The organism is Enterobacter sp. KB-280D8, from assembly GCF_041399405.1.
GTDB lineage: Bacteria > Pseudomonadota > Gammaproteobacteria > Enterobacterales > Enterobacteriaceae > Enterobacter > Enterobacter cloacae_N.
Genome location: NZ_JBGKEC010000001.1, coordinates 935,867 through 960,614, shown reverse-complemented (window position 1 = coordinate 960,614; position 24,748 = coordinate 935,867). Strand labels below are relative to the sequence as shown.

27 protein-coding genes and 1 pseudogene are annotated in these 24,748 nt (G+C 55.1%); 16 read left to right on the top strand and 12 right to left on the bottom strand.

What is annotated here, in order from left to right:
- The first annotated feature begins 79 nt into the window (after nucleotides 1–79).
- On the top strand, nucleotides 80–871 hold the full coding sequence (gene kdgR / locus AB8818_RS04570) for a DNA-binding transcriptional regulator KdgR (protein WP_116339246.1): 792 nt from the start codon (nucleotides 80–82) through the stop codon (nucleotides 869–871).
- Between the two features lie 65 nt (nucleotides 872–936).
- Here kdgR and AB8818_RS04565 read toward each other — a convergent pair whose 3' ends face one another.
- Complete coding sequence (locus tag AB8818_RS04565; protein ID WP_163329881.1) at nucleotides 937–1,176, bottom strand: YobH family protein; 240 nt, start codon at nucleotides 1,174–1,176, stop codon at nucleotides 937–939.
- A gap of 159 nt (nucleotides 1,177–1,335) precedes the next feature.
- Here AB8818_RS04565 and mgrB point away from each other — a divergent pair, with 159 nt between their 5' ends.
- The 7 genes and pseudogenes from mgrB to rlmA all read left to right on the top strand — a co-directional run bounded on the left by mgrB (nucleotide 1,336) and on the right by rlmA (nucleotide 6,568).
- Nucleotides 1,336–1,479 carry a PhoP/PhoQ regulator MgrB gene (gene mgrB, locus AB8818_RS04560; RefSeq protein ID WP_006175995.1) on the top strand — a complete coding sequence of 48 codons (144 nt, stop codon included), beginning with the start codon at nucleotides 1,336–1,338 and terminating at the stop codon, nucleotides 1,477–1,479.
- Nucleotides 1,480–1,553: 74 nt separating this feature from the next.
- Complete coding sequence (locus AB8818_RS04555) at nucleotides 1,554–1,844, top strand: YebO family protein (protein ID WP_163329882.1); 291 nt, start codon at nucleotides 1,554–1,556, stop codon at nucleotides 1,842–1,844.
- Nucleotides 1,845–1,867: 23 nt separating this feature from the next.
- On the top strand, nucleotides 1,868–2,857 hold the full coding sequence (locus AB8818_RS04550) for an MBL fold metallo-hydrolase (protein ID WP_316387188.1): 990 nt from the start codon (nucleotides 1,868–1,870) through the stop codon (nucleotides 2,855–2,857).
- Between the two features lie 524 nt (nucleotides 2,858–3,381).
- A pseudogene (locus tag AB8818_RS04545) lies at nucleotides 3,382–3,526 on the top strand (DUF2627 domain-containing protein).
- A 13-nt stretch (nucleotides 3,527–3,539) separates the two neighbouring features.
- A complete protein-coding gene (gene cspE, locus AB8818_RS04540) occupies nucleotides 3,540–3,749 on the top strand; it encodes a transcription antiterminator/RNA stability regulator CspE (protein ID WP_001062678.1) in 210 nt (69 codons plus the stop codon).
- 217 nt (nucleotides 3,750–3,966) lie between these two features.
- Nucleotides 3,967–5,685: a peptidoglycan glycosyltransferase FtsI gene (gene ftsI, locus AB8818_RS04535; RefSeq protein WP_192984527.1), complete on the top strand. Its 1,719-nt coding sequence runs from the start codon at nucleotides 3,967–3,969 to the stop codon at nucleotides 5,683–5,685.
- Nucleotides 5,686–5,752: 67 nt separating this feature from the next.
- Complete coding sequence (gene rlmA, locus AB8818_RS04530; protein WP_116339256.1) at nucleotides 5,753–6,568, top strand: 23S rRNA (guanine(745)-N(1))-methyltransferase; 816 nt, start codon at nucleotides 5,753–5,755, stop codon at nucleotides 6,566–6,568.
- On the opposite strand, the gene mntP is transcribed toward rlmA, so the two are convergent.
- The 5 genes from mntP to manX all read right to left on the bottom strand — a co-directional run bounded on the left by mntP (nucleotide 6,565) and on the right by manX (nucleotide 10,724).
- Entirely contained in the window at nucleotides 6,565–7,131 is a 567-nt protein-coding gene (mntP, locus tag AB8818_RS04525; RefSeq protein WP_061099650.1) for a manganese efflux pump MntP, read from the bottom strand. The two genes, rlmA and mntP, sit on opposite strands and share 4 nt — an antisense overlap.
- A 399-nt stretch (nucleotides 7,132–7,530) precedes the next feature.
- Nucleotides 7,531–7,989 carry a DUF986 family protein gene (locus tag AB8818_RS04520; protein ID WP_163329886.1) on the bottom strand — a complete coding sequence of 153 codons (459 nt, stop codon included), beginning with the start codon at nucleotides 7,987–7,989 and terminating at the stop codon, nucleotides 7,531–7,533.
- 54 nt (nucleotides 7,990–8,043) lie between these two features.
- A complete protein-coding gene (locus AB8818_RS04515; RefSeq protein ID WP_006810994.1) occupies nucleotides 8,044–8,895 on the bottom strand; it encodes a PTS mannose transporter subunit IID in 852 nt (283 codons plus the stop codon).
- A 12-nt stretch (nucleotides 8,896–8,907) separates the two neighbouring features.
- Entirely contained in the window at nucleotides 8,908–9,708 is an 801-nt protein-coding gene (manY, locus tag AB8818_RS04510; RefSeq protein ID WP_003859914.1) for a PTS mannose transporter subunit IIC, read from the bottom strand.
- Nucleotides 9,709–9,755: 47 nt separating this feature from the next.
- A complete protein-coding gene (gene manX, locus AB8818_RS04505; protein WP_163329887.1) occupies nucleotides 9,756–10,724 on the bottom strand; it encodes a PTS mannose transporter subunit IIAB in 969 nt (322 codons plus the stop codon).
- A 264-nt stretch (nucleotides 10,725–10,988) separates the two neighbouring features.
- On the opposite strand from manX, the gene AB8818_RS04500 reads away from it, so the two are divergent.
- Nucleotides 10,989–11,198 (top strand): hypothetical protein, encoded by a 210-nt coding sequence (locus AB8818_RS04500; protein WP_371199783.1) that lies wholly within the window; start codon nucleotides 10,989–10,991, stop codon nucleotides 11,196–11,198.
- Nucleotides 11,186–12,745: a CNNM family cation transport protein YoaE gene (gene yoaE / locus AB8818_RS04495; protein ID WP_116339262.1), complete on the top strand. Its 1,560-nt coding sequence runs from the start codon at nucleotides 11,186–11,188 to the stop codon at nucleotides 12,743–12,745. The genes AB8818_RS04500 and yoaE overlap by 13 nt, the downstream gene beginning before the upstream one ends.
- A gap of 250 nt (nucleotides 12,746–12,995) precedes the next feature.
- Here yoaE and sdaA read toward each other — a convergent pair whose 3' ends face one another.
- The 3 genes from sdaA to pabB all read right to left on the bottom strand — a co-directional run bounded on the left by sdaA (nucleotide 12,996) and on the right by pabB (nucleotide 16,454).
- The gene (sdaA, locus tag AB8818_RS04490) at nucleotides 12,996–14,360 is read right to left on the bottom strand and encodes an L-serine ammonia-lyase (protein ID WP_028013531.1); all 1,365 of its coding nucleotides are present in this window, start codon (nucleotides 14,358–14,360) and stop codon (nucleotides 12,996–12,998) included.
- Between the two features lie 184 nt (nucleotides 14,361–14,544).
- Nucleotides 14,545–15,123 (bottom strand): CoA pyrophosphatase, encoded by a 579-nt coding sequence (locus AB8818_RS04485; RefSeq protein ID WP_116339264.1) that lies wholly within the window; start codon nucleotides 15,121–15,123, stop codon nucleotides 14,545–14,547.
- A 2-nt stretch (nucleotides 15,124–15,125) separates the two neighbouring features.
- Complete coding sequence (gene pabB, locus AB8818_RS04480; protein WP_192984559.1) at nucleotides 15,126–16,454, bottom strand: aminodeoxychorismate synthase component 1; 1,329 nt, start codon at nucleotides 16,452–16,454, stop codon at nucleotides 15,126–15,128.
- A gap of 61 nt (nucleotides 16,455–16,515) precedes the next feature.
- On the opposite strand from pabB, the gene AB8818_RS04475 reads away from it, so the two are divergent.
- Nucleotides 16,516–16,698, top strand: coding sequence for a YoaH family protein (locus tag AB8818_RS04475; protein ID WP_008500497.1), 183 nt, complete (start codon nucleotides 16,516–16,518; stop codon nucleotides 16,696–16,698).
- 6 nt (nucleotides 16,699–16,704) lie between these two features.
- Here the strand turns inward: AB8818_RS04475 and AB8818_RS04470 are convergent, their stop codons facing one another.
- Complete coding sequence (locus tag AB8818_RS04470) at nucleotides 16,705–17,049, bottom strand: RidA family protein (RefSeq protein ID WP_008500498.1); 345 nt, start codon at nucleotides 17,047–17,049, stop codon at nucleotides 16,705–16,707.
- Between the two features lie 133 nt (nucleotides 17,050–17,182).
- Here AB8818_RS04470 and AB8818_RS04465 point away from each other — a divergent pair, with 133 nt between their 5' ends.
- The 5 genes from AB8818_RS04465 to rnd all read left to right on the top strand — a co-directional run bounded on the left by AB8818_RS04465 (nucleotide 17,183) and on the right by rnd (nucleotide 23,562).
- Entirely contained in the window at nucleotides 17,183–19,093 is a 1,911-nt protein-coding gene (locus AB8818_RS04465) for an ATP-dependent DNA helicase (RefSeq protein ID WP_023325496.1), read from the top strand.
- 66 nt (nucleotides 19,094–19,159) lie between these two features.
- Entirely contained in the window at nucleotides 19,160–19,855 is a 696-nt protein-coding gene (gene tsaB, locus AB8818_RS04460; RefSeq protein WP_192984525.1) for a tRNA (adenosine(37)-N6)-threonylcarbamoyltransferase complex dimerization subunit type 1 TsaB, read from the top strand.
- A 37-nt stretch (nucleotides 19,856–19,892) separates the two neighbouring features.
- A complete protein-coding gene (locus AB8818_RS04455) occupies nucleotides 19,893–20,474 on the top strand; it encodes a Slp family lipoprotein (protein WP_116339271.1) in 582 nt (193 codons plus the stop codon).
- Between the two features lie 203 nt (nucleotides 20,475–20,677).
- The gene (gene fadD, locus AB8818_RS04450) at nucleotides 20,678–22,363 is read left to right on the top strand and encodes a long-chain-fatty-acid--CoA ligase FadD (RefSeq protein ID WP_162874940.1); all 1,686 of its coding nucleotides are present in this window, start codon (nucleotides 20,678–20,680) and stop codon (nucleotides 22,361–22,363) included.
- Between the two features lie 83 nt (nucleotides 22,364–22,446).
- Nucleotides 22,447–23,562 carry a ribonuclease D gene (gene rnd / locus AB8818_RS04445; protein WP_166712706.1) on the top strand — a complete coding sequence of 372 codons (1,116 nt, stop codon included), beginning with the start codon at nucleotides 22,447–22,449 and terminating at the stop codon, nucleotides 23,560–23,562.
- 86 nt (nucleotides 23,563–23,648) lie between these two features.
- Here rnd and minE read toward each other — a convergent pair whose 3' ends face one another.
- Together minE and minD are read right to left on the bottom strand one after the other, a co-directional pair.
- Nucleotides 23,649–23,915: a cell division topological specificity factor MinE gene (gene minE / locus AB8818_RS04440; RefSeq protein ID WP_024909868.1), complete on the bottom strand. Its 267-nt coding sequence runs from the start codon at nucleotides 23,913–23,915 to the stop codon at nucleotides 23,649–23,651.
- A 3-nt stretch (nucleotides 23,916–23,918) separates the two neighbouring features.
- Entirely contained in the window at nucleotides 23,919–24,731 is an 813-nt protein-coding gene (gene minD, locus AB8818_RS04435; RefSeq protein WP_008500505.1) for a septum site-determining protein MinD, read from the bottom strand.
- Between the last annotated feature and the right edge of the window lie 17 nt (nucleotides 24,732–24,748).

Below are 24,748 nucleotides of genomic sequence, written 5' to 3'. Positions count from 1 at the left end.
TTGATTGCAGGTAACATGACGGGAATTTATAATAAAAACCGGTTCTGATTTTTATAAAACACTCTCTATGAGGTGGTAAATGGCAATTGCGGATTTGGATAAACAGCCAGATTCTGTTTCTTCCGTGCTGAAGGTGTTTGGCATCTTACAGGCGCTCGGGGAAGAGCGTGAAATTGGTATCACAGAGTTGTCACAGCGCGTGATGATGTCGAAAAGCACCGTTTATCGCTTTTTGCAAACCATGAAATCACTGGGTTACGTTGCACAGGAAGGGGAGTCTGAAAAATACTCTCTGACGCTGAAACTGTTTGAACTGGGTGCCAGGGCATTACAAAACGTGGATCTGATCCGTAGCGCGGATATTCAGATGCGTGAGATTTCCCGCCTGACCAAAGAGACTATCCACCTGGGTGCGCTGGATGAAGACAGTATTGTTTACATCCATAAAATCGACTCCATGTATAACCTGCGTATGTATTCGCGCATTGGTCGTCGCAACCCGCTTTACAGCACAGCAATTGGTAAGGTTCTGCTGGCGTGGCGCGATCGTGAAGAGGTAAAACAGATCCTCGATGGCGTGGAGTACAAACGCAGCACTGAACGCACCATAACCAGCACCGAAGAGTTATTAACGGTGCTCGACAAGGTGCGTGAACAAGGGTATGGCGAGGATAACGAAGAGCAGGAAGAAGGGCTGCGCTGTATTGGCGTTCCGGTGTTTGACCGCTTTGGCGTCGTGATTGCGGGGTTGAGCATCTCTTTCCCAACGCTGCGCTTCTCGGAAGAGCGCCTGCACGAGTATGTGGCTATTCTGCATACCGCCGCGCGCAAGATTTCAGAACAGATGGGTTACCACGACTATCCGTTTTAAGCCTGGTTAGCATAAAAAACGCCGCATCTTTGCGGCGTTTTTTTATTCGGCATTCACGCTGTGGATCAGCCATTATCAATCACGACGGAAGTCTTACGCAGTACCGGGCAGTTGGTTAAACCAACGATCCCGCTGTCCGAATGGAGATACTGCGCGGTGCTGACTCCCTGTGCTGTTAAATATTTACATTGTATGCCCAGCCCTGCTGCATTTTCGGTGCTTCCCACCAGCACGCCATAACCCGTTAACAGAAGGCCTATCCAGAGTATCGCCAGTGCAACAATTGTTCGAATAATTAAGCGCATTATTACCTCTTTTTCATTGTTATCATAATGCCAGACTAAACGGTTTACGTAATGAAACAAGTGCAGGATTCTGAAAAGAGCCTGATGGCGCTACAGTTAGTCCTTGTTTAAGATAACCGTGATAACCTGGTTGCATCAGGTCTTTAAACGGAGTGTGGAGTGAAAAAAATACGCTGGGTGATTCTGATTATCGTGCTGATAGCGTGCGTGGTGTTATGGACGCAGACTATCAACGTGATGTGCGATCAGGATGTACAGTTTTTTAGCGGCGTTTGCGCAATCAATAAGTTTATTCCGTGGTAGCACGCATTTTTTCTTCAGGTGATTTCCTTCCTTCGCGCCAGTGGTAAAATAGACGCTTTTATTGAGGTGGTGAAATGGGTGAGTTACTGAATTCAGGGCTGCTAAATATGGCATCCCTGACGATCTCTTTGGTTGTTCTGCTGGTGGGGCTGGTCATTTGGTTTTTCGTAAACCGTGCCAGTTCACGTACTAATGAGCAGATCGAACTGCTGGAAGCGCTGCTTGAGCAGCAAAAGCGACAGAATGCGCTGTTGCGTCGTCTGTGCGAGGCTAACGAGCCGGAAGAGAAAGACGTGCCAAAAGAGGCGGTCGCTGAAGAGAACAACGACCAAGACGATTTTATCCGCCTGGTTGCTGAGCGCTAATCGTATCATTCCGGGAGGTGGCTGTGGTCTGGAAAAATCCCTGGTATGACCCCTCCCTGAAACATCACACCCCAAACGGTTTTCGTAATACGACTTCTGCAGGACACCAGCCCGGCGACCTTGACCGCTGGCGCAAAGAACGTAAAGAAGCCGGCCTGCCGAAGCCGCCCGCCCTCGGTTACGATGACTTTATCCGGCAGTGGTGGCAACCGGCCAATCTTCAGCAACCACAAGGGGATGGGGCGTGGTGGCTCGGACATGCGAGCATACTGCTGCAGCTGGACGGCAATATCCTTCTTACCGATCCCGTTTTTTCACGGCGCGCTTCTCCGCTCCCTTTCTTAGGGCCGCAGCGTAAAACGCCTCCGGCACTGTCTGTCGATCAACTGCACCAACTTGACGCAGTCGTCATCTCGCATAATCATTACGATCATCTTGATGAACTCACAATTCGCCACATTCTCAAACGCTTTCCCGACGTCAGTATATTTGTTCCTTTAGGTCTGGGCGGCTGGTTTCGTCGCCGGGGTGCAAAACAGGTGGTTGAGCTCGACTGGTGGCAGAGTTTTACCTGGCAGGGGATAACATTGTCAGCCGTACCGGCGCAGCACTGGAGTATGCGCACGCTCTGGAACCGCAATCGCTCATTATGGTGCGGCTGGGTCTTTGAAGGGCGACATCACCGGTTCTGGTTTAGCGGCGATACCGGCTATTCGCCTGAGCTGCTGTTGATACCGGAACGTCTGGGGCAGATTGATGTGGCAGCATTGCCCGTTGGTGCCTATGCCCCACGATGGTTTATGGCCGTACACCATATGGATCCCCAGTCTGCCGTTGCGCTGTGGCAGCAGCTAGGTTGCCCTCTGGCGTTCCCTGTGCACTGGGGGGGGGTTGAACTGGCAGATGAAGCGCTGGATGACCCGATAAAAGAATTAACTGACGTGCTGGATAATGTAGCGTCAGTTAATAATCCTTTCAGGATACTGAAAATTGGCGAATATTTACCCTTATAAACGAAGCGATGCATTGTTGCATATATTGTGTATGTATTCGTTGTCAGGAATGTTTTATTTTTATCGAAACGTTTTGCTTGCCTTGTTTTGATGCAGAGTCATAAAAATTTCATTATTTTGGTGCATAATCCTGTTTATTATCTGGTGCATTTTAATACAGCGGGTCGTGGTTTATTAACATCGTTTTTGCCTGAAACAATACGGTCACGTTACAATGATTTAAGCATAAGTTTTCACAATTTGTTCTAACTCAATCAACGCCGAAGATTTCTTTTCCCGTCTGCTGGACGCATTGTAATGATTGAGCTATGTTAAAAAAGTCTTAGATTACAGCGGTTGCGCAAGCAGCGTTGAGTCTGTGTAAGGGAGTAAAGCCGTCTGTTTGTGAAGCGCATAATTGTGCAAATCCTTACAGACAGTGTTCGAATTTGTGCGGCGGATCGAGACATGTTTAAAAATGGCTTGCCATATTAAACATAGTGTGTGATAACACGTTTTGGGTCAAACGAGGTACAGTTCTGTTTATGTGTGGCATTTTCAGTAAAGAAGTCCTGAGTAAACACGTTGTCGTTGAATACCGCTTCTCTGCCGAACCTTATATTAGTGCCTCATGCAGTAATGTCTCAGTTTTATCTCAGTTAATGCCTGCGGGCTAAGAAAACACTCTAAGGAATTTTGCAAAATGGCAAAGATTAAAGGTCAAGTTAAGTGGTTCAACGAGTCTAAAGGTTTTGGTTTCATTACTCCTGCTGACGGCAGCAAAGACGTGTTCGTACACTTCTCTGCAATCCAGGGTAACGGCTTCAAAACTCTGGCTGAAGGCCAGAACGTTGAGTTCGAAATTCAGGACGGCCAGAAAGGCCCAGCTGCAGTTAACGTAACTGCTATCTGATCGAACCGCTGCTGACTGGGGCGCATAGCGCTTCAATCTCAGACATAAAGCCTCGCATCATGCGGGGCTTTTTTATTCCCTTTCTTTCAAAATATTGCAATCTCCGGCCTTGTTAGCAACTTGTTGCAAAGCTGCGAGGTTAGTAGCACAGTTTCGCCTCCCAAAGCGCATCTTTTCTCGTTAAATCAGGGCGTTGTTTAACAGTCCTGGGGTTCAGGTGAAGAAGAAATTGATAATAACCGCTGGCAATTTCACGCCGGCGCGTTTTGCGCTGCTCTGTTTCGCTATTTTCTGCAGTCTGGCCTTCTTACTTGGCCGCGTTGCCTGGCTACAAATCATTAAACCCGACAATCTGGTGAAGCAGGAAGATATGCGATCCCTCCGTCAGCTGGCGATTGATGCGCCGCGTGGGATGATTATGGATCGCGAAGGGCGACCCCTGGCGGTCAGCGTGCCTGTCCGGGCCGTTTGGGCCGATCCTAAAACCGTGCGGGCGAAAGGGGGCGTCGGTTTTGATGAACGCTGGCAGGCGCTGGCAAATGCGCTGCATCTCTCACTGAACACGCTTGCTTCGCGAATTAACGCTAATCCCCAGGGCCGCTTCATCTACCTGGCGCGTCAGGTCGATCCAGCACAGGCAAAGTGGATTGATAAACTCAATTTGCCCGGCATTAATTTACGCGATGAATCCCGCCGTTTTTACCCGGCAGGCCAAGTGGCGGCAAATCTGATTGGCTTCACCAATATTGACGGACAGGGCATTGAAGGGGTGGAAAAAAGCTTCAATGTGCAGCTAACGGGAAAAGCGGGTATCCGACAGGTAAGGGAGGATCGCTACGGGCGCGTGGTTGAAAACCTGACGGAAGTGGCGCCCACGCCGGCGCATAACATCCAGTTGAGCATTGACGAGCGGCTGCAAACCATTACCGAAGATGCGCTGAATAATGCCGTCGCCTGGAATAAGGCCGAGTCAGGGGCCTCCGTGTTAATCAATATCCCCACCGGGGAAATACTCGCCATGGCGAGCTATCCTGATTTCAACCCCAATAACCGGGAAGGCGCGACGATAAACGATTTTCGCAACCGTGCAATCAGCGATACGTTCGAGCCCGGTTCGACCGTCAAGCCGCTGGTGCTGATGACGGCCCTGCAGCAGGGGCTGGTCCAGCCGGACAGCGTTATTGATACCCACCCGTATACCCTTGATGGGCATCGTATCCGCGACGTGGGTTATTATCCTGAGCTGACCATGACCGGGATCCTGCAAAAATCGAGCGATACCGGCGTATCCCGACTCTCGCTGGCGATGCCTGTTCAGCATCTGATTGATACTTATCGAAACTTTGGTTTTGGCACCAACACGGGGCTTGGCCTAACGGGTGAGAGCGCGGGGCTGCTGCCACAGCGTAAATACTGGAGCCAGCTCGACCGCGCGACCTTTGCCTTTGGCTACGGCCTTATGGTCACGCCGCTCCAGCTAGCCCACGTCTACGCGACGATTGGCGGCTTCGGTCTTGAGCGTCCACTCTCCATCACCCGCATCGATCCCCCCGTTATCGGACACCGCGTCATGCCGGAAGAGATCGCGCACGAGGTGGAGCACATGATGGAGAGCGTTGCGCTGCCCGGCGGCGGGGGCGTTAAGGCGGCCGTTCGCGACTATCGCGTGGCGGTGAAGACCGGGACGGCGAAGAAAATTGATGATAGCGGCAAATATGTTGATAAATACGTCGCCTATACCGCAGGCGTTGCGCCTGCCAGCGACCCGCGTTTTGCCCTGGTGGTGGTGATTAACGATCCTCAAAACGGGGCCTACTATGGCGGAGCGGTTTCCGCACCGGTCTTCAGCGAAATTATGGGCAACGTTCTGCGCCTGGAGAACGTGAAGCCTGACGGGCTGCCTGCCGGTTCTAACCACCTTATCGTGATGCGGTAATCCAGCCGTTTTATAGCGGGGCGAATAGCGGTACACTTCGCCCTTTGGTTTATCTCCCGGAGTTGTCATGTCCTTCAGCTGTCCCCTTTGCCACGCGTCCCTGACGCGCTCAGATAAAAGTTATGCCTGTCCGCAGGGACACCAGTTTGATATGGCGAAAGAAGGGTATGTGAATCTTCTTCCGGTGCAGCACAAGCGCTCCCGCGATCCGGGCGATAGCGCAGAGATGATGCAGGCGCGCAGGGCGTTTCTCGATGCCGGACACTATCTGCCGCTGCGGGAAACGGTAGCGCAGATGCTGAATGACATGTTGCCTGATTCGGCGTCCGCCATGCTTGATATCGGCTGCGGGGAAGGGTACTACACCGCACGGTTTGCGGATGTGGTGCGTGAAAAGGGGGCTGTGACATTCGGTCTCGACGTGTCGAAAGTGGCGATCCGCGCGGCGGCTAAACGTTACGCTGGCGTGACGTTCTGCGTGGCATCCAGCCACCGGCTGCCGTTTGAGGATGTCAGTATGGACGCCGTTATCCGCATTTACGCGCCGTGTAAAGCAGAAGAGCTGGCGCGCGTGGTGAAGCCCGGAGGCTGGGTGATAACCGTCACGCCGGGCCCGCGTCACCTGATGGAGCTGAAAGGGCTCATTTACGACGAGGTGCGTCTGCATGCCCCGCACTCTGAACAGCTGACAGGCTTTACGCTGAAGCAGGAGCAGTCAGTGGCGTATGAAATGAATTTAAACGGTGAAGAGGCGGTAGCCCTGCTGCAAATGACGCCGTTCGCGTGGCGGGCAAAACCGGAAGTATGGGATGCGTTAGCGGCTCGAACGACGTTTGGCTGCCAGACGGATTTCAGTATCCACGTCTGGCAGCGCGACGCTTAAGGCGCGAAGTGTGCCCAGAGGATCTGGGCACCAATGCCGATCAGCACAATACCGCCTAAGATCTCGGCGCGTTTACCCAGCAGCGGGCCGATAAACCGTCCAACCATCATGCCCAGCGTGGACATAATCAACGTTGCACAGCCGATGGCCAGCGCGGTGGCGATAATATTGACCTGCAGGAACGCCAGACCCACCCCGACGGCCATGGCGTCCAGGCTGGTGGCAATTGCCGTAGTGACCAGCAGCCAGAAACCGTGGCGGTGCAGCGGTGCTTCATCTTCATCATCATTCCCGCGAAAACCTTCAATCACCATTCGGCCACCGAGAAATACCAGCAGGACGAACGCAATCCAGTGGTTCCACTCCAGCACGAACTGGCTGGCGAGCATGCCCAAACCCCAGCCAATGAGCGGCGTCAGCGTTTCGATGGCACCAAAGATCAGACCGGTGCGCAGAGCTTCTGAGAATTTAGGTTTGTGAAGCGTGGCGCCTTTGCCGATGGAAGCCGCAAATGCGTCCATGGACATGCCAAAAGCGAGAAGGATCGTAGCGGAGATGTTCATAAGAGCGTCCAGACCGGGGATATCCATATGACACATCACTGCCCCCAGTAAACAGCAGTTGATGTATCTATGGTCTCGCCTGATCCCTTTTGCACGGTAAGTGTGCTGAAAGCGATCCGTACGCGCCACGTTTTTCAACGAGTATGTTGACACGTACATTTCCTGCGTGCAGGAAATCGGCTACTCCCCAACGACGGGCGCAACCTTAACATATTTTGAGAATATAAAACAACAATGATAAAGGCTTAATTTATTCGCCTTTTTGATAACGATTTTCATTTAGATTTATGCGTGAAAATATCGTTAATAAATATAAGTCAATGAGGAGGGAAGATATAGCAACGGCTATATTCTTTGCGAAAGAATATCACAATATATAGCCGAGGTTATAATAATAACTCATTGAGTTTTAACGAGTAAGTTGTAGATTTTTTCAAGGTCATCAATATTTTTGACCCGGATGAGCAGGCGGCGTTGTTCTAATTGCATCACTAACACGCCGTCTTCGGATAAATTCATCTCTTTAATACGGTTATATTCTATCCATATGTTGGCGAAGAAGAATCCGTGTTTTTTAAAAATGAGTTTTGGCGAGCGGATCCAGAAAAGGTAAATCGCCATTAATGCCAGCGCACATAATAACCATGTGGTTAATATTGCACCGTGGCTGGTCACGTTATTGTATATCAGAATGACCACCAGGCCCGCGAAGATAAACGCATCAATGCGTCCTCGGCGCAAGAGGGGAAGGGACAGCAGCGTCTCGCCGTGGCGGCGAGGCATTATGAACTCGTCATAGATCGCGTAAGCCAGAAGGGCAACAATAAATAAAACCAGTACGATGTCCGTAACAGTCATTCATCCTCCAGATAAAAAGACCGGGGGCAAGCCCCCGGTCGATAACGCAGTGTCTTACAGGCCCAGCAGGCCGACAGCGTAGCCCGCGATACCGATGACGAAGAAGCCAACGATGATCCACAGCGGGTTCACTTTCTTACGCAGCAGCCACATACAGGCGAAGGTCAACAGCAGCGGCACCAGGCCAGGCATCAGCTGGTCCAGAATCGTCTGCACGGTGGTGACGCGGGTCTGACCATCCTGACCGGTGATGGTCGAAACCACCAGCGGGATGTTCACGTGCGTCCACTTGTTAACCAGCGCCCCCATCACAAACAGGCCGAGAATTGACGCCCCCTCGGTCAGTTTCTGCAGGAAGCCGCCGCCCATATCCTTAACGATGTCCACGCCCTTACGGTAGCCGTACGCCACGCCGTAGTAACGGGTCAGCAGACGCACCGCGTTGAACAGGATGAAGAACAGCAGAGGACCGAGCAGGCTGCCGCTCATCGCGATCCCGGCACCCAGCGCCGCGAAGACCGGGCGAACGGTACCCCAGAAGATAGGGTCGCCCACGCCGGCCAGCGGACCCATCAGACCGACTTTGATACCGTTGATGGCACCATCGTCAATCTCCGCGCCGTTCGCACGCTGCTCTTCCATCGCCAGCGTCACGCCCAGAACAGGAGCCGCGACGTAAGGATGGGTATTGAAGAATTCCAGGTGACGCTTAATTGCCTGACGACGCGCTTCGTTGTTTTCCGGATACAGGCGTTTGATCGCCGGTACCATGGAGAAGCAGAAGCCCAGCGCCTGCATACGTTCGAAGTTCCATGAACCCTGAAACAGGTTAGAACGGATGAACACGCCACGAATATCACCCGGAGTGAGTTTTTTCTCGGTGGTAGTTTTTGTCATATCAACCATTTCGCTCACCTGTTAGTCCAGTTCGTTATCGAGATCGTTGTTACCAGCAGCCTGCGCTGGGGCACCCGCAACGCGGTTATATTTCGGGCTGAGCTGGATGTAGAGAATCGCCATCACGGCACCAATCACACCCAGTGCAACCAGGTTGAAGTTGGTGAAGGCGGCGGTGACGAAGCCGAGGTAGAAGAACGGCATCAGGTAGCCTGCGCGCATCATGTTGATGACCATTGCGTAACCCACCACGACGATCATACCACCCGCGATGTTCAGACCGCTGGTGACCACTTCAGGGATCGCATTCAGCATGCCCTGAACTTCGCTTGTGCCGACAGAAATCGCAACGATAACCGCCGGGATCGCGATACGCATCGCCTGCAGGAACAGGGACGAAACGTGGATCCAGGAGAGTGCCGTGAGGTTGCCATTTTCGGCCGCCTTATCCGCCGCATGCTGGAACGCAACGGTGATGGTACGCACGATAATAGTCAGCACCTGACCCGCTGCGGCCAGAGGAATGGCCAGGGCGATACCTGCACCGATGCTCTGATGACCGGCAATAACCAGAACGGTTGAGATGATAGAGGCCAGCGCGGCATCGGGCGCAACGGCAGCACCGATGTTCATCCAGCCGAGGGCGATCATTTCCAGCGTACCGCCGATGATGATACCGGTTTTCATATCACCCAAAACGGCACCAATCAACGTACAGGCCACCAGAGGGCGGTGGAACTGAAATTCATCAAGTACGGATTCCATACCCGCAATACACGCGACGATGAACACCAGCACAATCTGAAGAGTGGTAATCTCCATTGTACTTCTCCTATGACATAAGCTTTATGTGAAAAACCGGCGCGGGCTTATTTCCCAACTTTACCGATCAAATCCATCATTTTCAGTTTCGGGTCAGTGGAAACTTTACGGGCTTCCAGCTCAATACCGCGGGCATTCAGCTTGTTGAACGCCTCGATATCTTTCGCATCGACTGAAATCGCGTTGTTGACCTGCGTTTTGCCCTGACGGAAAGCCATACCGCCGATATTCACGGAGGTAATTTTCACGCCGCCTTCAACAATGCGCTCGACGTCTGTCGGGTTAGTAAACAGGAGCATCACGCGCTCACCCGCATATTTCGGGTTGTTGTAAACGCGGATCATCTTAGCAACATCCACCACGTGCGCGGTAACGCCCGGTGGTGCAACCTGAGTCAGAAGGGTTTTACGGACGGTATCAGCGGCCACTTCGTCGCTGACGACGATGATGCGGCGAACGTTGGTCTCTTTGGTCCAGCGTGTCGCCACCTGCCCGTGGATTAAGCGGTCATCAATACGCGCAAGGCCGATAACCATGTAATCGTTCGGTCCCATCGGTTTTGCCGGTGCCGCCGCTTTCGGTGCCGCCGCAGCCGGGGCAGGGGCAGGTTTTTCAACCGGCTGAGCCTTCAGGGCTTTCACGCCTTCACGACCGGTTTCAACGGCCAGCGCGACCAGCTCATCGAAGCTCGGGTTGTCGTCGCGCGCCATAAAGGTTTCCACCAGCATGGGAATGTTAACCCCGGCGACGACTTCATAATGCTCTTTATCGACGACAATGCGGCTGGCAGCGTTAAACGGACTGCCGCCCCATGTATCGACGAGAAACAGCACGCCTTTGCTGGTATCCAGCTTCGCGAGTTGAGCATTGTACTTCTCAATCAGCGTCTCGGCATTTTCACCGGGAACGAAATCGATCCAGCCGACGTTTTCCTGCTCGCCCAACAGCATCTCTGCCGTTTTGAGTAGCTGCTCAGCAGCCCAACCATGTGTGCCTATGACAATAGCAATGGTCACTTGCTACCTCCTTTTATTATCATTAATACGCCTGCCGGACAGACGTACTGAGAATCGTATTGGCGAACCGAATCGATTCAGATAAGGGTTAGAGTTCAAAAACTAAGACTTCCGCGAATTATTTTAGATAGTGAAAAAATAATTTATGTGATGAAGATCCGTAATTTAGCTACACGCGACAGATTTATCTTAAGGGTACAGCCACTGTGTTACAGATCTTTGCAAAGGAACGTAAATCTTTGCTAAAAATGCATTGTGTCTGATATGTTTAGCCTCCGTTTAATTGTTCAGGAGTATAGGGCTACAGCCCACTATATGGACCGTCACCGACGTCAGTCATCTACCAGGCCATTCCGCGCCTTTTTCACCGGCGAACCACGCCACGTATCGACTCTGTCTGCCTTATATTTGCCCACGTTGAGTGGGGCACCGTTTTGTCATTCCTTTAGCAGGAGCTTGTCATGGAATTCTTAATGGACCCGTCAATCTGGGTGGGACTGCTCACGCTGGTCGTACTGGAGATCGTTCTCGGTATTGATAACCTGGTGTTTATCGCCATCCTTGCGGACAAACTGCCGCCAAAACAGCGTGATAAAGCGCGTCTGATTGGTCTGTCGCTGGCGCTGGTCATGCGACTGGGGCTACTCTCCGTCATCTCCTGGATGGTCACGCTGACCAAACCGCTGTTCTCCGTCATGGATTACACCTTCTCCGGGCGTGATTTGATCATGCTGATCGGGGGGATATTCCTGCTTTTCAAAGCGACGACGGAGCTACATGAACGGCTGGAAAACCGTCAGCACGATGATGGGCACGGTAAAGGATATGCCAGCTTCTGGGTCGTGGTACTGCAAATTGTGGTGCTGGATGCGGTCTTCTCGCTGGATGCGGTTATTACTGCAGTCGGTATGGTGAACCATCTGCCGGTGATGATGGCGGCTGTGGTCATTGCTATGGCGGTAATGCTGCTGGCCTCGAAACCGCTGACGCGCTTCGTCAACCAGCATCCGACGGTGGTCGTGCTCTGTCTGAGCTTCCTGCTGATGATTGGTCTGAGCCTGGTGGCGGAAGGTTTTGGCTTCCATATTCCGAAAGGCTACCTGTACGCCGCGATTGGCTTCTCGATTCTGATCGAACTGTTCAACCAGATTGCGCGCCGTAACTTTATTAAGCAGCAGTCAAATCAGCCGCTGCGCGCCCGTACGGCGGACGCCATTCTGCGCCTGATGGGAGGGCGTCGCCAGGTGAACGTTCAGTCTGATTCCGAAAACCGTAACCCGGTGCCGGTCCCGGAAGGGGCGTTTGTGGAAGAGGAGCGCTACATGATTAACGGCGTGCTCTCCCTTGCCTCCCGCTCGCTGCGCGGCATCATGACGCCGCGCGGGGAAATCAGCTGGGTGGATGCGAACCTGAGCGTAGATGAAATTCGTCAGCAATTGCTCTCTTCACCGCACAGCCTGTTCCCGGTATGCCGCGGTGAGCTGGATGAGATCATCGGCGTCGTGCGGGCAAAAGAGATGCTGGTGGCGCTGGAAGAGGGCGTCAACGTAGAGGCGATTGCAGCTTCGTCGCCGGCGATTGTCGTGCCGGAAACGTTGGATCCGATCAACCTGCTGGGCGTATTGCGTCGCGCGCGCGGTAGCTTTGTTATCGTCACCAACGAGTTTGGTGTGGTACAGGGGCTGGTGACGCCGCTGGACGTTCTCGAAGCTATTGCCGGTGAATTCCCGGATGAAGACGAAACGCCTGAGATTGTGGCCGACGGCGAAGGCTGGCTGGTCAAAGGTGCGACCGACCTGCACGCGCTCTCGCACACGCTGGGGCTGGAGAACGTGGTTAACGACGAAGAAGACATCGCAACTGTGGCGGGTCTGGTTATCGCCGTAAACGGTCAGATCCCGCGCGTCGGAGATGTAATCGAGCTTCCTCCGTTGCACATCACTATCGTTGAAGCCAACGACTACCGCGTCGATCTGGTCCGCATTGTTAAAGAACAGTCTGCACACGACGAAGATGAATAAGTCTGCTTAACGGGTACGATGTGCCCGTTATGATGTGCTGGCGGGGACGAATTTCCCGCCAGCCATTGTGGCGTTAATACCGCGTCCGCTTCTCTCAACCCCTTTCGCAACGAGTCCAATACTTAGCCGCTGCCTGATATCAGGCAGTGCGCGAGCAGCCGCGACCGTAAAAGTGTAGTGGGGAAAGAAGGAAGAGACGAGAATGAAGGGAGAAATTCGCCCATCCGTTGCGGATGGGCGAAAGAGAGGATTAGTCGCACTGCACCTTAATGGCCAGACCGCCGCGCGACGTCTCACGGTACTTCGCGTTCATGTCTTTGCCGGTTTCGTACATGGTTTCGATTACCTTATCCAGCGACACGCGTGGTTCGCTGGTACGGCGCATCGCCATGCGCGAGGCGTTAATCGCTTTGACGGAAGCTATCGCGTTACGCTCAATGCACGGCACCTGCACCTGGCCCGCGACCGGGTCACAGGTCAGACCGAGGTTATGCTCCATGCCAATTTCCGCCGCCACGCAAACCTGTTCAGGGCTTGCACCCAGCAGCTCGGCCAGACCGGCCGCCGCCATGGAGCAGGCTACGCCCACTTCACCCTGACAGCCCACTTCAGCGCCTGAAATGGACGCATTCATCTTGTACAGCGCGCCAATAGCGCCTGCCGCGAGGAAATAACGGATATAGATATCCGGCGTCACGGGCTCAATAAAGTGATCGTAGTAGGCCAGCACAGCCGGGACGATCCCGCACGCACCGTTGGTTGGCGCAGTCACGACGCGACCACCCGCAGCGTTCTCTTCGTTTACCGCGAGGGCAAACATGTTAACCCAGTCGACCACGTTCATCGGGTCGTTAGAGAACTTGTCGGTGGTCACCAGCATACGGCGCAGGGCAGAGGCACGACGCGGCACGCGCAGTGGCCCAGGCAGGACGCCTTCGGTGTTCATCCCGCGGTCAATACAGGCGCGCATGGTTTGCCACACGTTGGCAAAATAGTCCTCGATCTCTTTTTTGCTGTGCAGCGCCAGTTCGTTCTGCATCACCATGCCGGACAGCGACAGACCGGTTTCTTTGCAGTAGCCCAGCATTTCGGTGGCCGATTTGAACGGATAGGGCACATTCACGTCGCCCGCGCTCTCTTTACCAAAATGCTCTTCGTCAACGATGAAGCCACCGCCGATGGAGTAGTAGGTTTTGCTGTAGATCTCTTTTTCGCCGCTCCATGCGTGGATAGTCATGCCGTTTTCATGCAGCGGCAGGTTGTCGCTGCGAAAACGCATGCCGTCATCCTGCGGGAAATCCACTTCGTGCTGACCGTTAGCCAGCAGCAGGCGGCCGCGCGCTTCCACGTCGCGGATGAATGCCGGGATGGCATCAATATCAACAGTGTCCGGCATATTGCCCGCCAGACCCATAATAATGGCGATATCGGTGTGGTGGCCTTTACCCGTTAATGACAGTGAACCGTAAACGTCTACGGCGACACGGGTAACGCTTTCCAGTAATCCTTTTTCGACCAGATCATCGACGAACTGTTTACCGGCCTTCATCGGCCCTACAGTGTGGGAAGAAGAAGGACCAATCCCCACTTTGAACATGTCGAATATACTAATCACTTTCACACTCCTGACAGGGTTACCGGGGTTCCAGTAACGATGTTATAACTGGGCATAGTGTAAGAGGGAACACCGACCTCGGCTTAACTATTCACATGAATTAAACTAATGGTTGACGATGGGTTTTGCTAATAGCGCGACGCGGATCGCAAACCTGCAAAAAAGGATGGAATGTAAAGTATAGTCAAGGCTTCAGGCCGATTTGCAGCGCCAGTTCACGAATAATGCCCGCCGTCATGCCCCAGACAAAATAATGCTGATACCAGGACAACCAGACCCGATGGTCATGCCCCCGGCGATGGATATCCAGCGGATGATAGCGACTTAGCCGGAGCGCCTCTTCAAGCGGCATTTCAAACACCGCAGAGACTTCGTCGACGCTGGCGTGATACTGCAGGCCAGGCGGGATAATGCCGACCACAGGTGTGACCTGAAAGCCGGTGACGCTGTCGACCGGCGGCAGCACGCCGATGACCTCGACCTTTTCAGGAGGAATAGCCACCTCTTCCTGCGCTTCCCGCAGCGCGGCGGCAATCAGCGACGCATCGGTGCTGTCCACCGCGCCTCCCGGGAAGGCCACCTGACCTGCGTGTTTGCGCATATGCGGCGAGCGCTGCGTAAGCAGCAGGCCTGGCTGTTCCCGACGCACCACCGGGATCAGCACCGCCGCCTGGCGCTGATTCAGCGCCTCGCGGTTGACCTGTGGCCGCAACAGCTGAAAGCGCGACAGAAAATCATCCAGCGTCAGGTTCTCTTTCTCCACCGTTAGTTCTCCAGTTGTTTCAGGATACGGTTGACCTTATCAAAGGTTTCCTGATACTCCGCCTCGACCTGGCTGTCCGCCACAATGCCGCCGCCCGCAGAGCAGTACAGATTGCCGCCGCAGGCCGTCAGCGTGCGAATGGTAATGCTGGTATCCATGGTGCCGCACAGGCTGATATAGCCGATGCTGCCGCACCAGGCGTTGCGGCGGTGCGGTTCCAGCTCGTCGATGATTTCCATGGCGCGAATTTTTGGCGCGCCGGTGATGGAGCCGCCCGGAAATGCGGCGCGGAGCAGATCGCAGGCGGTGCGAGAGGCGGGCAGACGCGCGGTAATGGTACTGACCAGATGATGCACCGCCGGGAAAGGCTCGACGACGAACAGTTCCGGCACGCGCACGCTGCCTGGCTCGGCGACCCGGCCAATATCGTTACGCATCAGGTCGACAATCATCAGGTTTTCGGCACGATCTTTCGGTGATGCGGCGAGTTTTTCCGCCTGCCGGCGATCGGCATCAGGGTCGGCAAGACGCGGTAGCGTGCCTTTAATCGGGCGGGTTTGAATCATGCCCTCCGCGAGATGAATAAAGCGCTCCGGCGACAGGCTAAGGACCGCCCCCTGTTCCAGACGTACGAACGCGCTGAACGGCGCACTGTTGCTGGCATTGAGACGGATAAAGGCCTGCCACTCATCCCCCTGATATGTCGCCTGAAAACGCTGGGCGAGGTTAACCTGATAGCAGTCGCCGCTTTGCAGATACGACTGAACGCGCGCGAATTTTTCGGCGTATTCCGCTGCGGTCATGTTCGAGCGCCAGCCGGAGGTTAGCGTAAACGTCCGTGCCGGGGCAGGCTGCTGCGCCTCAAGCCAGGCCAGACGCGCCTGCACGTCTTGATGGCTCAGAAGGGAAACCGTTCGTTTCTGGTGATCGACAATTAACGCCCAGTCATACAGCCCCACGGCCATGTCCGGCAGGGAAATATCAGCCTGCGCATGCTCCGGCAGCGTTTCGAAACGGCGACCCAGATCGTAACCAAACAGGCCCAGCGCGCCCCCCTGAAAGGGGAGGTCCGGATTCGGTGTGGCAGATAAGCCCAGTGCGTTAATGGCTTGCTGAAGCTGCACCAGCGGATCGTCCGTTAACGACAGGTCATCGGTTGTCAGCGTCTTCACCGGATCGGCCACCAGAATATCAAAGCGGCTATAGGGGTGGTCCGCATGACCGGAATGCAGCAGCATCGCAAACGGACGATGGCTCAGGCGGGCAAACCAGAATTCAGCGGCGTCTGCACGCCAGGGCAAGGTAATAACAGTGGGGAAGCGCATGTTCATGTGTGGCATACTACCGGGCAGCGTGAAATAATTAGCGCGAATAATTTAGCAGGAGTTGACGATGTTTGCAGGTTTACCTTCTCTGAGCCATGAACAGCAGCAGAAAGCGGTTGAGCGAATCCAGGAACTGATGTCCCAGGGGATGAGCAGCGGACAGGCGATTTCCCAGGTGGCGGAAGAACTGCGCGCCACGCATACCGGCGAGCGGATCGTGGCGCGTTTCGAGGATGAAGATGAAGAGTAATCGGGCTTAAACTGCCGCGATAATCTTAATCTCAACCTTATATTCCGGTTTCATCAACGTGGCCTGTACGGTGCAGCGTACGGGTGCGTGCCCCGCCACTACCCACGCATCCCAGGCTTTGTTCATCGCCGCGAAATCATCTTTATTGGCCAGGAAAATGGTCGCATCCAGAATCCGGGATTTGTCGCTGCCCTGTTTTTCCAGCACGGCATCAATCTGCGCCAGGGTATTAGCCGTTTGTTCGAACGCGTCCGCGTCCAGGTTAGCGGGTACGCCGGTGTAGTAGAGCGTCTGGTTATGGATCACCACATCAGACCAGCGGGCTTCGGCATCAATGCGCACAATTGTCATAAACGTTTCCTCGTTATTTTTCGTCATCAGGCGGCAAGACTGCCATATTGTTCCACTGTCGTCACTATTTGGGGTGGCACAGGAGAGAATGGGCTGACATAATCCCTGTGCAAAAATACAGTGAGAGAGCAACGTGGCAGACGATTTTTCCCCTGAAGGTCAATTAGCGCAGGCGATCCCCGGCTTCAAGCCCCGTGAGCCTCAGCGTCAGATGGCGCACGCCGTTGCACGCGCCATCGATAAGGCTCAGCCGCTGGTGGTCGAGGCCGGAACCGGCACGGGTAAAACCTATGCTTACCTTGCGCCTGCGCTGCGCGCGAAAAAGAAGGTGATTATTTCCACCGGATCGAAAGCGCTGCAGGATCAGCTCTACAGCCGCGATCTGCCTACCGTAGCAAAAGCGCTGAAATACAAAGGACGCCTGGCGCTGCTGAAAGGGCGCTCAAACTACCTTTGCCTGGAGCGACTTGAACAGCAGGCGCTGGCGGGTGGCGATCTGCCGGTACAAACCCTGAGCGACGTCATTATTCTGCGCGCCTGGGCGAACCAGACTGAAGAGGGCGATATCAGCACCTGCGCGAGCGTGCCGGAAGATTCCCCGGCCTGGCCGCTGGTAACCAGCACCAACGACAACTGCCTCGGCAGCGACTGCCCGCTGTATAAAGACTGCTTTGTGGTGAAAGCGCGTAAAACCGCGATGGATGCAGACGTTGTGGTGGTGAACCACCACCTGTTCCTCGCGGACATGGTGGTTAAGGACAGCGGTTTTGGCGAGCTGATCCCGGAGGCGGATGTGATGATCTTCGATGAAGCCCATCAGCTTCCGGATATCGCCAGCCAGTATTTCGGCCAGTCGCTTTCCAGCCGCCAGCTTCAGGATCTGGCAAAAGATTTCACCATTGCCTACCGGACCGAACTCAAAGATACCCAGCAGCTGCAGAAGTGCGCCGACCGCCTGGCACAAAGCGCGCAGGATTTCCGCTTACAGCTTGGCGAGCCGGGCTATCGCGGCAACCTGCGCGAGCTGCTGGCGGACAAAAATATCCAGCGCGCGCTGCTGCTGCTCGATGATGCCCTGGAACTATGCTACGACGTGGCGAAGCTGTCCCTCGGACGCTCGGCGCTGCTTGACGCCGCCTTCGAGCGCGCCACACTGTATCGCGGTCGGTTGAAACGGCTGAAAGAGATCAATCAGCCTGGATACAGCTACTGGTACGAATGTACCTCGCGCCACTTTACTCTGGCGCTCACGCCGCTGACGGTGGCCGATAAATTCAAAGAGGTGATGGCGCAGAAGCCGGGAAGCTGGATCTTCACCTCCGCCACCCTGTCGGTCAATGACGATCTGCACCACTTCACCGAGCGCCTCGGCATTGAGCAGGCGGAATCACTGCTGCTGCCCAGCCCGTTTGATTACGAAAAGCAGGCGCTGCTGTGCGTGCCGCGCAATCTGCCGCTGCCGAACCAGCCGGGGGCGGCGCGGCTTCTCGCGGCGATGCTCAAGCCGATGATTGAGGCCAACAACGGGCGCTGCTTTATGCTCTGCACTTCACACGCCATGATGCGCGACCTCGCCGAGCAGTTTCGCGCCACCATGACCCTGCCGGTTTTGCTGCAGGGGGAAACCAGCAAAGGGCAGCTGCTCCAGCAGTTTGTCAGCGCCGGTAATGCCCTGCTGGTGGCGACCAGCAGCTTCTGGGAAGGGGTGGACGTGCGCGGCGACACGCTCTCGCTGGTGATCATCGATAAGCTGCCGTTCACGTCGCCGGACGATCCGCTGCTCAAAGCGCGGATGGAGGACTGCCGCCTGCGCGGGGGCGATCCGTTTGACGAGGTTCAGCTACCGGATGCGGTCATTACCCTGAAGCAAGGGGTAGGGCGTCTGATCCGCGACGTCACCGATCGCGGCGTGCTGGTCATTTGTGATAACCGGCTGGTTATGCGTCCTTACGGTGCGACCTTCCTCGCCAGCCTGCCGCCCGCCCCGCGTACGCGGGACATTAAACGCGCGGTGCGCTTTCTGGCAAACCCAACGGCGGAGTAATTCGCCCCGGAGTGTGCTAAGATGCGCGCCATTTTGTGACTGACCCTTGCGAGAGCGCGACGACTAATGCGAATTCTGGCTATTGATACCGCGACAGAGGCTTGCTCTGTTGCTCTGTTGAACGACGGTGCTGTTTCTGCCCATTTCGAAGAGTGTCCCCGGGAACACACCCAGCGTATTCTGCCCCTGGTAAAAGCCATTTTAACCCAGGGCAATACCGCCTTAACCGACCTCGATGCCCTGGCCTTTGGCCGCGGTCCTGGCAGCTTTACGGGCGTACGTATTGGCATTGGTATTGCGCAGGGGCTCGCGCTCGGCGCTGATCTGCCGATGATCGGCGTCTCTACGCTCGCCACGATGGCGCAGGGGGCCTGGCGCATGACGGGCGCGACCCGCGTGCTCGCCGCTATTGATGCCCGCATGGGCGAAGTTTACTGGGCGGAATATACCCGCGATGAAAACGGCGTCTGGCACGGCGAAGAGACGGAAGCGGTACTTAAGCCTGAAGCCGTGACTGAACGCCTGAAGCAGCTGTCCGGCGAGTGGGCGACGGTCGGCACGGGCTGGCCGGCGTGGCCGGAGATGGCGAGCGGCACAGGCGTGACGCTGGTGGACGGCAACATGCTCCTGCCAGCGGCAGAAGATATGCTCCCGATTGCCCGTCAGCTGCTTGCGGAAGGAAAAACCGTTGCCGTTGAACATGCGGAGCCGGTTTATTTGCGAAACACCGTCGCGTGGAAGAAACTTCCGGGCCGCGAGTGAATCTCAGTAACAGGAACTGAGAAAAAGGAGTCGCATCATGGCGGTTCAGACTAAAGTAGTACGCCTTTTTATGGCAGGCGCGGTTGCCATAGCACTGAGCGGTTGCGTAACCGTACCTGATGCGATCAAGGGCAGCAGCCCGACGCCACAGCAGGATCTGGTTCGGGTGATGAATGCGCCCGAGCTTTACGTCGGCCAGGAAGCCCGCTTTGGCGGGAAAGTGATCGACGTGCAGAACCAGCAGGGGAAAACCCGTCTGGAAATCGCCACCGTACCGCTCGACAGCGGCGCGCGGCCCGTCCTCGGTGAAGCCTCTCGCGGGCGTATCTATGCTGACGTGAATGGCTTCCTCGACCCGGTCGATTTTCGCGGACAGCTGGTGACCGTCGTCGGACCGATTACCGGTTCGGTGCAGGGCAAAATCGGCAGCACGCCGTACAAATTTATGACCATGCAGGTGAACGGCTATAAGCGCTGGCGGCTCGCACAGCAGGTGGTGATGCCGCCTCAGCCAATCGATCCGTGGATGTGGGGTCCACATCCTTATCGTTACGGTTATCCGGGATGGGGATGGTATAACCCGGGCCCTGCACAGGTGCAAACGATCGTAACTGAGTAACTTACTGTTATTATTAAGAAAGAGACAGCGGCTCAGCCGCTGTCTCTGTTTTTTTACGGATAAAACGAAAAAAAAGAGTGACGCGCTTCGCAACCTGCAATCTGAACAATTAATAAACTGGTACGCTGAGTTAATATAATGTTAACAAACTGTTTATTATCGGGGCTGTGATGACGACGAACACTCATTTCAGAGGTGATGCATTGAAAAAGGTTTGGCTTAACCGTTATCCCGCAGATGTGCCTGCGGAGATCAATCCTGACCGTTATCAATCCCTGGTTGAATTATTTGAGCACTCGGTAAGACGTTACGCAGACCAGCCCGCGTTTGTGAATATGGGCGAGGTGATGACGTTCCGTAAGCTTGAGGAGCGTAGCCGGGCGTTTGCGGCTTATCTGCAGGAAGGGCTTGGGCTGCAAAAAGGGGATCGCGTCGCGCTGATGATGCCGAACCTGCTGCAATACCCGGTGGCGCTGTTCGGCATCCTGCGTGCCGGGATGATTGTCGTCAACGTCAACCCGCTTTATACGCCGCGCGAGCTGGAACACCAGCTGAACGACAGCGGGGCGGTGGCGATTGTGATTGTTTCTAACTTTGCCCATACCCTGGAAAAAGTGGTCGACAAAACCCAGGTGAAGCACGTCATCCTGACGCGCATGGGCGATCAGCTTTCCACCGCCAAAGGGACGCTGGTTAACTTTGTCGTTAAATACGTCAAACGTCTGGTGCCCAAATACCATCTTCCGGACGCTATCTCTTTCCGCCGCGCGCTGCATGCGGGCTATCGCATGCAGTACGTCAAGCCGGAAGTGGTCTCAGAAGACCTGGCCTTCCTGCAATACACGGGCGGCACAACCGGCGTGGCCAAAGGGGCGATGCTTACACATCGCAACATGCTGGCGAACCTTGAGCAGGTCAATGCCACCTACGGGCCGCTGCTCCATCCGGGCAAAGAGCTGGTGATCACCGCGCTGCCGCTGTATCACATTTTCGCGCTGACCATGAACTGCCTGCTGTTTATCGAACTGGGCGGGCAAAACGTACTTATCACCAACCCGCGCGATATCCCGGGGCTGGTGAAGGAGCTGGCGAAATATCCATTCACCGCCATGACCGGAGTGAACACCCTGTTCAACGCGCTGCTCAACAACAAAGAGTTCCAGCAGCTCGATTTCTCCACGCTGCATCTCTCTGCGGGCGGCGGCATGCCGGTTCAGCAGGCGGTGGCCGAGCGCTGGGTGAAGTTAACCGGGCAATATCTGCTGGAAGGCTATGGCCTGACGGAGTGCGCGCCGCTGGTGAGCGTCAACCCGCACGATATCGACTACCACAGCGGCAGCATCGGCCTGCCGGTGCCATCCACGGAAGCAAAGCTGGTGGATGATGAGGGTAACGAAGTGCCGCACGGTGAGCCAGGCGAGCTGTGCGTCAGAGGGCCTCAGGTGATGCTGGGTTACTGGCAGCGCCCTGATGCGACCGACGAGATCCTCAAAGACGGCTGGCTGCACACCGGCGATATTGCGGTGATGGATGACGAAGGCTTCCTGCGCATCGTCGATCGCAAAAAAGATATGATCCTGGTCTCCGGCTTCAACGTCTACCCGAACGAAATCGAAGACGTGGTGATGCAGCACAGCGGCGTGCTGGAAGTGGCGGCAGTCGGCGTCCCTTCCGGCAGCAGCGGTGAAGCGGTGAAGATTTTTGTGGTCAAGAAAGATCCTTCTCTTACCGAGGAAGCGCTGATAACGTTTTGTCGTCGTCAGCTGACGGGCTATAAAGTACCGAAGCTGGTGGAATTCCGCGATGAGCTGCCGAAATCCAACGTCGGGAAGATATTACGACGAGAATTACGTGACGAAGCCCGTGCCAAAGTAGACAATAAGGCCTGAGCTTCACGTTAATCGCCCAGACGCCGGTTAAGCCGGCGTTTTTTATGGGCGCAAACAAAAGAGAATCCGATTTGAATTACCAGATGATCACGACCAACGACGAGCTGGCTTCGCTCTGCGAAGTAACGCGCGACTTTCCTGCCATCGCTCTGGATACCGAGTTTGTCCGTACTCGCACCTATTATCCACAGCTGGGTTTGATTCAGATGTACGACGGTAAGCACGTCTCGCTGATCGACCCTCTCGGCATTACCGACTGGGCGCCGATGCGTGACCTGCTGCTGGATACTGCGGTAACGAAATACCTGCATGCGGGCAGTGAAGATCTGGAAGTCTTTCTGAATACCTTTGGCATCATGCCTCAGCCGCTGATTGATACGCAGATCCTTGCGGCGTTCAGCGGTCGTCCGCTGTCGTGGGGATTTGCCGCCATGGTGGAGGAGTACACGGGCCTGACGCTGGATAAAAGTGAATCCCGTACCGACTGGCTGGCGCGTCCGCTTACCGAGCGCCAGCTGGAATATGCGGCGGCAGACGTGTTTTACCTGCTGCCGATTGCCGGACAGCTGATGAAAGAGGCGGAAGCCTCCGGCTGGCTGTCAGCCGCGCTGGACGAGTGCCGTATGACACAGCAGCGTCGTCAGGAAGTGGTTGATCCGAAAGAAGCCTGGCGCGACATCAGCAACGCCTGGCAGCTGCGTACGCGTCAGCTGGCGTGCCTCCAACTGTTAGCCGACTGGCGCTTACGCAAAGCGCGCGAACGCGATTTGGCTGTTAACTTCGTGGTTCGCGAAGAGCATCTCTGGGCGGTCGCACGCTATATGCCGGGCAGCCTGGGCGAACTGGACAGCATCGGGCTTTCGGGGAGCGAGATCCGCTTCCACGGTAAAACCCTGCTGGCCCTCGTCGCCAAAGCGCAGGAGCTTCCGGAAGAGGCGCTGCCTGAGCCATTGCTGAATCTGATGGATATGCCGGGCTACCGCAAAGCGTTTAAGGATATCAAAGTGCTGGTGCAGGATGCCGCAACGGAAAGCAAACTGAGTGCAGAACTGCTGGCGTCACGCAGGCAGATTAACCAGCTGCTGAACTGGCACTGGAAGCTAAAACCGCAGAATGGCGTGCCGGAACTGATGGCGGGCTGGCGCGGGGAATTGATGGCCGATCGCCTGAATACGCTGCTGGAAGCATACCCACGCTAAAGAATTGTAGCCCCGGTAAGCGTAGCGCCACCGGGGAGATTGCCGGGCGGCGCTACGCTTGCCCGGCCTACAAAACCACAAACGGTTTAACGAGACTCTTCCGCTTCCGGTAGCGTCACGTTCAGCTCCAGTATCGAAATATCCCCGTCTTTTTGCTCCAGTTGCACCGTCACCATCTCCGGGTCAATCTGTACATACTTACAGATCACTTCCAGGATGTCCTTGCGCAGCTGCGGCAGGTAGTGAGGCTCGGCGTCGCTACGACGACGCTCCGCAACGATAATTTGCAGACGTTCTTTTGCGATGTTGGCGGTGTTCTTTTTCCGCGAGAGAAAAAAGTCCAGTAATGCCATAACTTATCCTCCGAACAGGCGTTTGAGGAAACCTTTCTTCTCTTCTTCAATGAAGCGGAAAGGACGTTCTTCTCCCAGCAGACGGTCAACGGTATCCGCATACGCTTTACCTGCATCTGCCATTGTATCAAGGATCACGGGCTCGCCCTGGTTAGACGCGCGCAGCACGGACTGATCTTCCGGGATGACGCCAACCAGTTTAATGCGCAGGATCTCCAGCACGTCTTCCATGCTCAGCATGTCACCTTTGTTTACGCGACCCGGGTTATAGCGGGTCAGCAGCAGGTGCTCTTTAATCGGATCTTCGCCATTTTCCGCACGACGGGATTTGGAGGCGAGGATGCCGAGAATACGGTCTGAGTCACGCACGGAGGAGACTTCAGGGTTGGTGGTGATAATCGCTTCATCAGCGAAGTAGAGCGCCATCAGGGCACCGGTCTCGATGCCGGCAGGGGAGTCGCAGACAATGAAGTCGAACTCCATTTTTTTCAGCTCGTCGAGCACCTTTTCCACCCCTTCACGGGTCAGGGCGTCTTTGTCACGCGTCTGAGAAGCCGGGAGGATATAGAGGTTCTCGGTGCGCTTGTCTTTAATCAGCGCCTGGTTCAGCGTGGCATCGCCCTGAATGACGTTCACGAAGTCATACACGACGCGACGCTCGCATCCCATGATGAGGTCGAGGTTACGCAGACCGATATCGAAGTCGATAACGACGGTTTTCTTTCCCTTCTGGGCCAAACCAGTAGCGATGGCCGCGCTGGAGGTGGTCTTGCCAACGCCTCCTTTACCCGAAGTAACAACAATAATGCGTGCCATAGAAATTCCTTGTTAAA